Raw genomic sequence first — 13,061 nt, 5'->3', positions numbered from 1 at the left:
GATAATGGTTGAATAAATCATGATAGTCTCATAGGGCTAATATAAGGATAATGCGTTAATATCTTGTGATCATTAGCTAAAATAGACGTACAGAAATACGAAGTGTCTTATTAGTTTTATAAAATGAAAATACAAAACATACTCTTACGTATTATCTTATTTATTGGTGGTTATACACTAGGTATCAACATCATCCACGCACAAAGTGGAGACCAGATATTGGATGGGATCGGCGAGACAGACATGATTGCACGCTACCTCTTCGACGGGGATCTCAGAGACTGGTCACGAAACAACCTACATGCTAAATTCAGCGGAGGCGAAGCCGAATTTACGAGCGATGAGCGATTCGGAAAAGTTCTATCGCTCTCTGGCAACGGTTCTGCCTTTATCACACTACCCTCCGCGGTATTGACAGACCTCGAGTCCCTGAGTATATCGGGATGGATATACCTGCGCTCCGATCAATCCGGCCAACATCTGTTTGATTTTGGTCAGGATGCCTCGAAACATTTTTCTGCGGCTCCCGTAGGGCGCAACGGACAAGACGGCTTTCAGGCGATTATCACATCCGGTGGAAGCGATAAAAAAGAAGCTGTCTCTCCAGCTGTTGCATCCAATAAATGGACACATATAGCCGTTGTGGTCGATATTCCGTCAAAATCGTTAAGAACCTACGTGGATGGCAAACCGGCAGGCGAAACAAAAGACATCCCTGCGGAATTGGCTGAAGTATTCGGCAAGCAGTCGACAGACAAAAACCAACTTTATATCGGAAAATCTTTCGTCGGTGGCACACCAAATTTAAACGCGCTGATACACGACTTCCGCGTGTACCGTGTTGCACTGAGCAGAAATCAGGTAGCGGGTATTTACAACAACTCCTGGGGCGTTGCCGCAGACGTTTCGGTCAATGTACGCGAATCGGAGGATGACGTTCAGCAGTTTGCACTCACCCATGCACAGCTTTATAATGCCTATCTCTTGGAAGTTTCGGACGTTGAGGTCGAAACTGAAATAGGATACCTTCCCCGGCTACCGGCCTATGTGCAGGGCACATACAAAGACGGCATGGTAGGCCCCAAAGTCCGTGTCCTCTGGCCTTCTCCTATCGATAACAGTGCTGTCCTAAGTGCAGGTCGTTATACGATTACAGGACGCGTACCCGGCACCGATTTCAGACCGAAAGCGAGCGTCACGATTAAAGGCAACAACAAATCGGCTACCCCGAGTGTCACCCTAGCAACTTTTAATCTGGATCAGATTTCGTTGGAGACGGACACACACAATGGCGAAACGAAATTTATCGAAAATCGCGATAAATTTATCAATACCTTAGTGCAAACCGATCCGAACTCTTTCCTTTATATGTTCCGTAATGCCTTTGGCCAACCACAGCCGGCGGGTGCCAAACCTCTAGGCGTCTGGGATAGCCAGGATACAAAGTTAAGAGGGCATGCGACGGGTCATTACCTGACAGCGATAGCTCAAGCCTACGCCAGCACAGGTTATGATAAGGAGCTACAGGCCAATTTCTCCGAAAAAATAGCGTACATGGTCAATGCCCTCTACGACTTATATCAATTGTCTGGCAAAGCAGCTACAGCGGGTGGCGAGCTTGTTTCCGATCCTACTGCCGTGCCACCGGGTCCGGGCAAATCAGGCTACGATTCGGATCTTAGTGAAGAAGGCATCCGCACCGATTATTGGAACTGGGGAGAAGGATATATCAGTGCTTATCCACCGGATCAATTTATTATGCTCGAAAAAGGAGCTACTTACGGTGGGCAAAACACGCAAGTTTGGGCGCCGTATTATACCCTTCATAAAATCTTGGCTGGTTTGATCGATATATATGAGGTCAGTGGCAATGAGAAAGCGCTTGAAATAGCCATCGGCATGAGTGACTGGGTATACGCGCGTTTGGAGCAACTACCTAAGGAAACGCTCATCAGCGTATGGAACACCTATATCGCGGGTGAGTTTGGCGGAATGAACGAGACCATGGCCCACCTATACCGCATCACCAATCAAGAGAAATACCTCAAAGCGGCCCAATTATTTGATAATATCGATATGTTCTTTGGAGATGCCGACCACGCACACGGACTGGCCAAAAATGTAGATACATTCCGTGGACTGCATGCCAATCAGCATATTCCGCAGGTTGTTGGAAGTATAGAAATGTATCATGTATCGAACTTCCCGGAATATTATAAAGTAGCAGACAATTTCTGGTATAAGGCGGTCAATGATTACATGTACAGTATCGGCGGTGTTGCCGGTGCACGTAACCCAGCCAATGCAGAATGTTTTATCAGCCAGCCAGCTACCTTATACGAAAACGGCTTTTCCAGTGGCGGACAAAATGAAACCTGCGCGACGTACAACATGTTAAAGCTCACCAGTAGCCTTTTCCTCTTCGACCAGCGGGCAGAACTCATGGACTACTATGAGCGTGCGCTATACAACCATATCCTGGCGTCTGTCGCTGAAGATAGCCCGGCCAACACCTATCACGTTCCGCTTAGACCGGGATCGATCAAACAGTTTGGCAACCCGAATATGACCGGCTTTACCTGTTGTAATGGAACGGCGATAGAGAGCAGCACAAAACTTCAAAACTCCATTTACTTTAAGAGCAAGGATGACCAGGCTCTTTACGTCAATCTCTATATTCCATCTACCCTTGACTGGACAGAGCGCCAGATAACTGTGGAGCAGACCACAAGCTTCCCGAAAGAAGACCATACGCGCCTAACCATAAAAGGAAGCGGTAAGTTTGATCTTCACGTACGTGTACCGAACTGGGCTACCAAAGGTTTCTTTGTCACGATCAACGGTAAAGCGCAAAAACTCGACAGCAAACCGGGCAGCTATCTTAAGATAAGCCGTGCGTGGAAAGATGACGATGTCGTTGAATTAAAAATGCCTTTCCAATTCCACTTGGATCCCGTGATGGATCAGCAAAATGTTGCTAGTTTGTTTTATGGCCCGATCTTACTCGCAGCTCAGGAAACAGAAGCTAGAAAAGAATGGCGGAAAGTAACATTGGATGCCAACGATATCGGCAAGACAATCAAAGGCGATCCGCAACAGTTGCAGTTTTCAATAGATGATATCGTCTTTAAACCGTTTTACGATACTTATGGACGTCATTCTGTTTATTTGGATGTCACGTTGAAATAAAACAAAAACAGATTAAGTAATTGCATACAAAAAAGGCCATCGCGTAATGCGATAGCCTTTTTCTTATAAAAACAAGCTAAACTTAATCATCATAACCAGGATTCTGGTCTAGCTTTGGATTTTTGTTTCTCTCATCATTCGGAATAGGGAATAATGTCCGGCTTTGTGCCCGTGCATGCGGACGGTGGTTAAACCATGATTTTGTCTGAAACACACCGAAGCGGATAATATCCTGACGTCTGCGTGCTTCTCCGGCAAACTCCCATCCCAGCTCATCCAAGAACCGACCGAACTCGATATCTGCTCCACCATTTTGACCGGCAACTGTTCCGTCTTTATCTTGCCAACCATAGTTGTATGTACTTCCTTTTTCAAGATCTGCCCCCGTCACTGTCGCTTTTTCAGGAGTTAGTTTAAATGCGCGTTCCCGAACTTCGGAAACTAACAAGGCTGCCTCATTTGATCTTCCTGTACGGAGGAGTGCTTCCGCCTTCATCATTAAAATATCCGCATAACGAAACATCGGGTAGTCATTGTCCAAATTGTTCGTTGCCCCGTTTTTAATAGCATATTTCCCTAGTCGATACCCCGCATTATCAGCGGCAATCGTTCCATCTCCACCAATACCGGGAACCTCTTTACCGTAGGTAATCACCAGTTCTCCGGTTACGGCATGGTATTGCGGTCCCTGCAACCAACTGTCATAAAGACGTTGATCGTCCTCATCATACGTATCGATAAACTGTGGTACCGCACAATTTCCACCCCACGGCCCTGCTGCCATATTATATACCAGGCGGCTCAGCGGAGATAAGGTTTTCATGTGCAATTGGTTTCCGTGTCCATACACTTCATCATAAGGTACGGCAAAAATAATTTCAGGAGATTCATCATTCGTATGGGAAAAAATATTCTTATACTCGGGATCTAACCGAAATGCGCCAGATTGGATGATATCATTCGTTTCTGTGATAACCTCGCCCCAGCGTTGCTGCCCGATATACACGTCGGCATTGAGGTATATTTTTGCCAGAAGCGCTTTTGCGGCCCATACATTCATACGCCCGTACATGGCACTTACATCTTCAGACAGTAGCGGGATCACTTCCTTCAACTCGTCAACAACAAAGTCATAAACCTCTTGTCTCGTTTTTTGATCGGGCAGATCAACGTCCCTGTAATCCGTTACGATCGGTACATTCCCGTGATTATCCAACAATAAATAATAGGCTAAAGCCCGCGCAGCGCGCAGTTCCGCAATAGCGGAAGCAGCAATATCCTCAGGCAAAGGGAGCGTTCCCTCTTCAATTTGCATGATGATCATATTAGCTTTGGTAATACTGGAATAGGCCTGTTGCCAAGTATTGTAAGGTTGCCATTGGATGGTATTCCACGTATGTTGGTGCATACGCCGGTATGTTCCGGCATCGTCCCATCCATTGGGTCTGACCGGCGTAATAATATGATCTGCCGATTCTTCCTGCAGGTCGAAATAGCCCTGCCATCCAAACATCAGGTTACGAAAGGAGGCATATACAGGTGCAACGATAAATGGCAAATCCCGCTCTGTCGGCGCAAAATCCTTCTCCAGAACTTCCGAAAACACTTCTTCGTCCAGATTGGTGCAGGCATTGAATGACACGAAGCCGCACAGCCCGACACCCATCAACATTGTACTATATATAGATTTATATATTCTTTTCATGATATAGGTATTTTAAAATGTAACATTCAATCCAACAGTAAACGTCCGCGTTGTAGGATAACGATCCCGATGTTCTATACCTGGTGCAAACGTAAAATCTCCTTCATAGCTCGCAGCTTCCGGATCTAGCCCTTTGTAGCCCGTTATCGTCATAAGATTAAAACCAGACGCATATACACGCAGGTTCTGGATTCCTTTGATCGCATTGGGTTTAAAGGTATACCCTAAGGTCACGTTATCCAGTTTGAGGAAATCAGCATCCTCGATATAGTGCGATACGTACACAAGGTCGTTGGTCAACGTTTGTCCATACACCGGATCATAGGCTGTTTTCAGTACATTATAAGCTTTATTGATCGGGTTCTCGTAATACAATCGCGTCATGTTCAGTATCTGGTGACCAAAAGAACCGCGTAAGTTGAAACTGAAATCGACATTTTTGTAACTGAAGCTGTTGTTCCAGCCTAAATTGACATCCGGTATCCCGTTCCCGTAATATTGTCGATCGTCTGGCGACGATTCACTGATCGGTATCGTTTCACCTTCTTTGTTCTCAACCAGCCATTTCCCATTTTCGTCTACGCCCACTGTTTTCAATACAAAAAAATCACCCACTGCACGACCCAGTTCTACGCGGTGTGTCGCAATCTGTATCGGTTCGCCCGTATAGCCTGCTTCAAAGAAAGGAACCGTTACGTTAAACTGATCGTTTGAAAGGTTGATCAGCTTATTTTTATTGGTCGATACTGTCAAGCCGGTCTTCCATTTAAATTCGCCCTGACGAAAAGCGTCCACATTGATCAAGGCTTCAAAACCACTGTTGCTCATCTCTCCGGAGTTTAACATCATACTTGGATACAGATAAGGTGGCGAGGGTACATTAAACTGGTACAGCAAATCTTTTACCCGACGAGTATAATAATCGAGTGATCCGTAAACTCTATTGTCGAGTATGCTAAAATCCAGTCCGACATTGTATTCGTGCTTTCTCTCCCAGCGTAAATCGGGGTTGAAGTTTCGTGTCGGCACAAAGCCCGGCACCCATCGGCCATTGACATAACCTCCTTGGCCCCTATCAAAATTATAGCTGGTCTGCGACATGTACGCGGCCGATACGATTGTACCTGTCACACCGAATCCGGCTCTTAATTTCAACTGATTTATGGGTGTTACATTCGCCATAAAATCCTCTTTGGCAATATCCCAACCAACGGAAATCGCGGGAAAACTGCCCCATTTATTATTTTCACCGAAAGTTGAGGATCCTTCTCGACGGATGCTCGCCATGACCATATACTTCTCTTGGTAATTGTAGGCTACACGGGCGAAAAAACCAGCCAACTTCCGATTCTCTTTATAGCTCGTCATTTCTGCCAGACCACGCTGCAGTGCCATACCGGCTTCTAGCTTATTATAGGTGTAATTATCGGTCGGGAAATCAAAGTTATAAGCATAAAACTGTTCATAGGTATCGTCTTGCCAGCTATATCCTCCAAGAACGTCTATTTTATGTCCTTCAAAGGTTTTCGTATAATTGGCCGTGAGCTCCATCAGGTTTTCAACCGCCGAACGTGTATCGCGGGATGCGGTACCGTTCAAGTTATTTTTTGTAGTGTTCACGTGATCAAACGTTGTTGCCCCTCCAAACAAATTATTATTTTGCACACGTGACAATAGCATTTTCAAACTCAACCCTTCAAGCGGTCGGTAATCTACCGAACCATTCAAGCGGGTTTCCCGAAATTGCGAATCATTGATAGACTCGTGGATCATACCCAGTGGGTTGTCATAAAAGTAAGCATCACGCTCTTGCCATTTCCCTTCGTCATTATATATACGATCCGTTGGGTTCCGAATAATCGCTTGTCTCCACATATAAGGAGTGGAACCTCCATTATTACTCTTCGCACTACGGCTGATCAACTGCACATTGGTCTTCAGCTTACCATCAAACATATCGTGGTTCAGATTGGTGCGGATATTCAAGCGTTCTTGTCCGCTTTTTAACAAAACACCTTGCCAATCTCGGTAATTGATCGATCCGGTAAAGTTGGTGCGTGAATTTCCACCAAATAAGGTGAGGTTGTGGTTATGGCTAGACGGGTTGCGTGTCACCTCATCGATCCAATTGGTTTCACCGCCTAAATCATCATAAGGAACGCCTTCGGCAATCAGCCTACGGTAATCACTTGCATCCATCATTTCCGGTTTTCTAAACAAGGTCTGCAAACTTGCATAGCCGTTGTATTCGATTGTGGTCCGGTTTTCGGTAGCCGTATTCCTGCGTGTCGTCACCAAGATGACCCCGGCTGTTGCCCGTGTTCCGTAAATTGCCGCTGCCGATCCATCTTTCAGTACATCGATAGATTCGATGTCTTCGGGCGCTACGGTATTCAGGTCGCCGGGGACACCATCAACGATAACCAATGGGTTTTGTGAACCGTTGATGGAATTAAGCCCCCGAAGGTTTATTTGTGAGGATTCTCCGGGATCTCCACTCGGTGTACTGATCCGCAATCCGGCAACTTTACCTTGGACAAGCTGCCCGGCATCCTTTACAGCTCCTTTCGTAAAATCTTCTGATTTTACACTGGCTATGGAGCTGGTTACTTCCCCTCGCCTCTGTGTTCCATAACCCACAACCACCACTTCATCCAAGGCTTCGGATGAAGACTGTAATTGTACATCCAATGTTGTTTGTCCCGCTAATACTACACGAAATGGCAGGTATCCGATCGAGGAAACGAGTAGCACATCCCCCTTCTGATATTCCAACGAGAATGTGCCATCTGCCCTAGAGGAGGTTTGACCATCTTGTCCTTCAACAGATAGCGTTGCACCCGTTATCGGGTCTCCGGTGGAATCGATCACCTTTCCACGCAAACTCAACTTTTGCTGAGCGTGGGTCGAAAAGCTTACATTCCACAGTAATAAAAACAATATCATGATTCTTTTCATAACTAAATGTTATTAGTGTTTAATAACATTAAAGTTACAATCGAATAAATGTCAATAACACATCTATATTACCAAAGATTAACCAAATTTTAACATAAGAAACACCTAAATGAATTTTGGGAAAGTTCGTTTTAGTATTGCTCTAACTTCTCATTCCCTCTATTTCTTCTACCGTATTTGCCAGTTCCGGGCCTAATAAGCGGTAACTATCCGTTGTGATCAAAAAATCATCTTCTATACGGATACCTCCAAAGTTTCGATATCGTTCCAGTGTGGCATAGTTAATAAAGCTTTCATGTCTTTTTTCTGCTTTCCATTGGTCAATCAAATCTGGAATAATATATATACCGGGTTCTATGGTTACGACATAGCCGGGACATAACGCTTTCCCCAGCCGTAAAGATTTTAATCCAAAAGTCGCTGTATCTTTAGGCTCATCCGCTGTATAGCCAACGTATTGTTCGCCTAAATCTTCCATATCATGTACATCCAATCCCATCAGATGCCCTAAGCCACATTGGAAAAATAGTGTATGGACGTGGTTTTGGACAGCTTCTTCCGGATCTCCACGCATGATCCCCAGTTCGATCAAACCTTCTACCAATGTCTTCGCTGCATACAGATGTACATCTTTGAATCTGGTTCCTGGCTGCAACATATTGCGAGCACTTGTAAAAGCTTTCAACACAATATTATATATCTCTTTTTGCTGTACGGTGAATGATCGATCCACCGGAAACGTGCGTGTTAAATCAGCTGCATATCCTAGCGCTGTCTCGGCACCGGAATCATTCAAAATCATATCACCACTTTTAATCGTATGTTGACGATACTGATTATGCAATATTTCTCCGTGTATCGTAACAATAGGCGGGTACGCTAAAGGACAACATTGATCTGCCGCAAATTTCTGAATGGCATTAACAAGTTCATATTCTTTCATCCCCGGCTTTGTCATCTGCATTACCAACAAATGCATATCCACAGATACCTGAATGGCGCGTTCTATTTCTTCGATTTCCTGCGCTTCCTTAACCGAGCGTTGGGCTGCAACCGTCTCTATCAAATCTACGGAAGATCGAATTTCTGCAATAGGGATGTCTAGAAGTTGACTTAATAGAATTTTGTTATGTGACTGGTAAGGCGGAAGATAATGTACCTTTCTGTTTTTTTTCAATACGAGTTGGATATAGTCTACCAGCAGATGAAATGGCCGGACTTCTATAATACCGGATTTTGAGCATTTCTCCCGTAAAGTTTCTTGCCTGCCCTTCCAAACCAAGTCTTCTAAACGTAATTCATCCCCAAAGACGATGTTCAAATTTTCTTCTATATCGAAAACAGCGGCTAGCCGCGGCTCCCGCACACCTACATAGTATAGAAAAGAACTGTCTTGTCGAAAAGGATAAGTATTATGCTCAAAATTGATGGGATTTTCAATATTACCTAACAAAAGGATCACCCCACTTGATACATTTTTCTTTAATATCTTCCGTCTATTTTGGTATGTTTCTGCTGAAAACATACCATTCAAATCTTTATATGTCATTGTTCTTCAACTAATTCATCCTCCAATCCGGCGGAGTTATCCCGATCAAATGCTTCACAAAGAAGTCTCGGCGTTTCCTTTCACCATATTCACCTCCCGAAGAATGCCCCATTCCAGGCACCATAATTAATTCGTGGTCTTTATTCGCCTTAATCAACGCATTTGTCAGCTGATAGGTCGAAGACGGGTCGACATTGTCATCCAATTCGCCAACGATTAACAACAATTTCCCTTCCAACTTCCCGGCATTCTCAATGTTAGAGCATTCAGCGTATTCCGGACCTATAGGCCATCCCATCCATTGTTCATTCCACCAAATTTTATCCATACGGTTATCGTGACATCCGCAAGAGGATACCGCAACTTTATAGAATTCCGGATGAAACAACAAGGCAGCGGTAGAACTCTGCCCCCCAGCGGATGTTCCGTAAATGCCGACACGTTCTAAATCCATATACGGGTATTTTTTAGCGGCTTCCTTCAGCCACAGTATACGATCGGGAAAACCAGCATCTTTAAGGTTTTTCCAACAGACATCATGGAAAGCCTTCGAGCGGTTAGATGTTCCCATACCGTCAATCTGCACGACAATAAATCCTAGTTCTGCTAATTCCTGCATACCACTCGGATTAGGGATAAATGTCTTTGGAACAAATGAACTGTGTGGCCCCGCATAGATATATTCAATGACCGGATACTGTTTATGAGGATCAAAGTTTGTAGGCCGGATAATAATCCCCCATATAGCATGCACACCATCACGGCCTGTCGCAGTAAATACCTCTGGTGCTTTCCAGCCTGTCGCTTTTAATGCTCCGTCATCGGATTTTTCCAATTCCATCATCACACGTCCTGCTGCATCACGCAGAACTGCGGTAGGTGTTTGGTCGATTCTCGAATAGACATCCACAAAACAACTGTGACTCGTGTTAAAATAAGCCTTATGACTGGCATCTTCCTCCGTCAACTCGCGTAAATTCTTTCCGTCAAAGCCTATTTTGTAATAGTGGATAAAATACGGATCCTGCTTCGTATTTTTTCCACTCGCCTCAAAGATAATCTCTCGTTTTTGTTCATCTACATGCACAACATTACGTACAACCCAATCCCCCTTTGTAATCTGATTGGTAACTCGTCCGGTTTCCCCATTATAGAGATACAGATGATTCCAGCCATCCCGTTCAGAAGCCCAAATTACTTCCTTCCCATCGTCGATGTCGTACCGATATCGTTTGCCACTGTAATCGATAAACGTCTTATTTGTTTCGTTAATTACAGCCCTCGTATTTCCTTGTGCGGCGTCGAGTTCCAAAACAGCGTACTGTTGGTGTCCGCGTTTGTTAAATTCAAAAGTTATTGCTCGGCTATCCTGCCTCCATTCGAGTCGACTCAAGGAAAATTGATTATCCAACATCTTTTTATCGACTTCGATCAACTTGCTTGATTCCAAATTAGCAATTACCGGGTAATACTGCGGCAATGCATCTCCAGGCTTCACATAATCTCTTGTCTGGAGTTTTGGTTGTAACTGATCTGTGGGAGAAGATTCCAAAAGGGTAAGCTGACGGATCGCTGCCTTCCGTACCTTCATGCCTGCAACTTTTTTTCCATCAGGCGACCATACTATATTAGCCGCATAAAATTCACCGGGGCTACCATCAAACGTCAGCTGTCGTTCCGTTGTAGGGTTACTCCTGTCGGCTACATATATATTGTTATTTTTAAGATAGGCAATCTTTGTTTTATCTGGTGATTCTACGGGCTCTCCTTTGCTATCGTCAAAACGATGTCCCCAATAACCACCGCGTCTATCTCCTTTTTTTATACTATCCCTTTTTGTCAATTCTCGTACCTCGTTATCCCATATCCACCGAACCGAATCATACACAAACTCAAATCGTGTGGTGTCGATTAATTTCATGTCCCTTGTGGAGACAGCGTCCCATTTAGCTGTTTTACCCAGCTGCTTGCTCAGCGCCTGCTCTACGATTTTTGCTTGAAATAGCACAGATTTTGATTTCGACGCAGGATTCACCAACACATACGTTTTCCCGCTCAGGGTATTTTTTTCATACCAACATAATGTACCTTCTTCATTCCACTGCACATGTAGAGGTACATCGAAGAGTTTGTCTGCTATTTTATGGGGTAATTCCTTTGCACGGGCATAATCTTCTATTGTACCTTGCGCAAAGCCTCCAGAGAATACAAGGAGACATAGGCATGTATTCAAACTTTTTTTAAACATGTTTCTTTCTTTTATTATTTACAACATAAAAAATAGGAATCCCTAACAAGGCAATAAAAACCCCAGGGAGCGTATAATTTGGCTTATAGATTATCATCAGCAGCACAAAGGAAAGGCCCATCAAAATGTAAACAAGTGGTAAGTAAGGATATCCAAAAGCTTTATAAGGACGCTTTAAGGTTGGACGCGTATAACGCAGGCGAATAACCCCCGCGACTGCCAACACATAGAAAATAACAACTACACTTGTAATCATATCCAATAAGTCTCCATACTTACCGCTAAGGCACCACAGAGAGGCTACAACACACTGTATCCATAAAGCATATGCCGGAACAGCATTCTTATTCAATATCCCTACCTTTTTAAAGAACAACCCGTCTTGTGCCATAGAATAATAAACGCGCGCACCGGCTAAGATAATACCGTTGTTACAGCCAAATGTGCTGATCATAATCATGACGGCTATAATCGTAATTCCAAAAGGTCCGAAAATCTCTTGGGCAGCGCTCATCGCGATACGGTCTTTAGGAGCACTCACCATCGCTTGCAAATCCAAAACACTCGTATACATAATGTTTGCCAAGATATAAACCACCGTTACGATTGTCGTTCCCAACGCCAAGCTGAGACCTATATTACGTTGCGGATTTTTAATTTCGCCTGCCACAGCAGATGAGGAATGCCAAGAATCACTACTGAACAGTGCTCCTACCAAAGCTGCGGAAAGCGCGCCAAAGGCGCCAAACGTCGTATAATTCTCAAACGTCCCATCGATGTTCAAACGTCGTAAGTTCCACATCTCTTCTGCATGCCAATTAAGGTTCCATATCTCATGTTTAAAGGCCAAGAAACCAAAAAGTATGAGTAGCAAGAGACTAAAAATCTTAATCAACGTAAGGGTTGTTTGCACACGTTTCCCACTGTTGATACCCTGCGAATTAATAAAGGTTAATAAGATAATGACGCCTATAGACACCAACTGTGCGGAAGATACTTGATAATTCCCCACGACCAACAGATACACATCTTCATCCAATACAGGAAAAAGATACGCCGTAAATTTTGCAAATGCAACGCCGACTGCTGCAATAGTAGCGGTTTGTATCACGGCAAAAAATGTCCACCCAAATACGAAGCTTACTAGTGGATTATAGGCTTCGCGGATATATATATACTGTCCGCCGGCTTTCGGAAACATCGCGCTGAGTTCGCCATAGGTGAGTGCGGCGATGAGTGTCATAAAACCACATATTACCCAAACCAGCATCATCCAACCTACAGACCCTGTATTACGGGCAATATCTGCAGAAACGATAAAGATACCGGATCCAATCATGCTTCCTGCAACAAGCATTGTTGCATCCAAAAGCCCCATAGATTTATGAAACGACTGTTTAGTTTCTACCATA

6 protein-coding genes are annotated in these 13,061 nt (G+C 44.3%); 1 reads left to right on the top strand and 5 read right to left on the bottom strand.

Annotation, left to right across the window (positions count from 1 at the left end; all coding sequences use genetic code 11):
- The first annotated feature begins 123 nt into the window (after positions 1–123).
- Complete coding sequence (locus H8B06_RS00300) at positions 124–3,189, top strand: beta-L-arabinofuranosidase domain-containing protein (RefSeq protein ID WP_190992290.1); 3,066 nt, start codon at positions 124–126, stop codon at positions 3,187–3,189.
- Between the two features lie 82 nt (positions 3,190–3,271).
- Here H8B06_RS00300 and H8B06_RS00295 read toward each other — a convergent pair whose 3' ends face one another.
- From H8B06_RS00295 to H8B06_RS00275, 5 genes are all read right to left on the bottom strand, one after another.
- Positions 3,272–4,894 (bottom strand): RagB/SusD family nutrient uptake outer membrane protein, encoded by a 1,623-nt coding sequence (locus H8B06_RS00295; RefSeq protein WP_190992289.1) that lies wholly within the window; start codon positions 4,892–4,894, stop codon positions 3,272–3,274.
- Between the two features lie 12 nt (positions 4,895–4,906).
- Complete coding sequence (locus H8B06_RS00290; protein WP_190992288.1) at positions 4,907–7,852, bottom strand: SusC/RagA family TonB-linked outer membrane protein; 2,946 nt, start codon at positions 7,850–7,852, stop codon at positions 4,907–4,909.
- 142 nt (positions 7,853–7,994) lie between these two features.
- Positions 7,995–9,401 (bottom strand): aminopeptidase P family protein, encoded by a 1,407-nt coding sequence (locus H8B06_RS00285; RefSeq protein ID WP_223857389.1) that lies wholly within the window; start codon positions 9,399–9,401, stop codon positions 7,995–7,997.
- 10 nt (positions 9,402–9,411) lie between these two features.
- The gene (locus H8B06_RS00280; protein WP_190992287.1) at positions 9,412–11,649 is read right to left on the bottom strand and encodes a S9 family peptidase; all 2,238 of its coding nucleotides are present in this window, start codon (positions 11,647–11,649) and stop codon (positions 9,412–9,414) included.
- Complete coding sequence (locus H8B06_RS00275) at positions 11,642–13,060, bottom strand: APC family permease (RefSeq protein WP_190992286.1); 1,419 nt, start codon at positions 13,058–13,060, stop codon at positions 11,642–11,644. The genes H8B06_RS00280 and H8B06_RS00275 overlap by 8 nt, the downstream gene beginning before the upstream one ends.
- Position 13,061 lies beyond the last annotated feature (1 nt).

It is taken from the genome of Sphingobacterium micropteri, assembly GCF_014692515.1.
Classification (GTDB): Bacteria; Bacteroidota; Bacteroidia; order Sphingobacteriales; family Sphingobacteriaceae; genus Sphingobacterium; species Sphingobacterium micropteri.
This window is presented reverse-complemented; position numbering and strand designations above follow the sequence as displayed.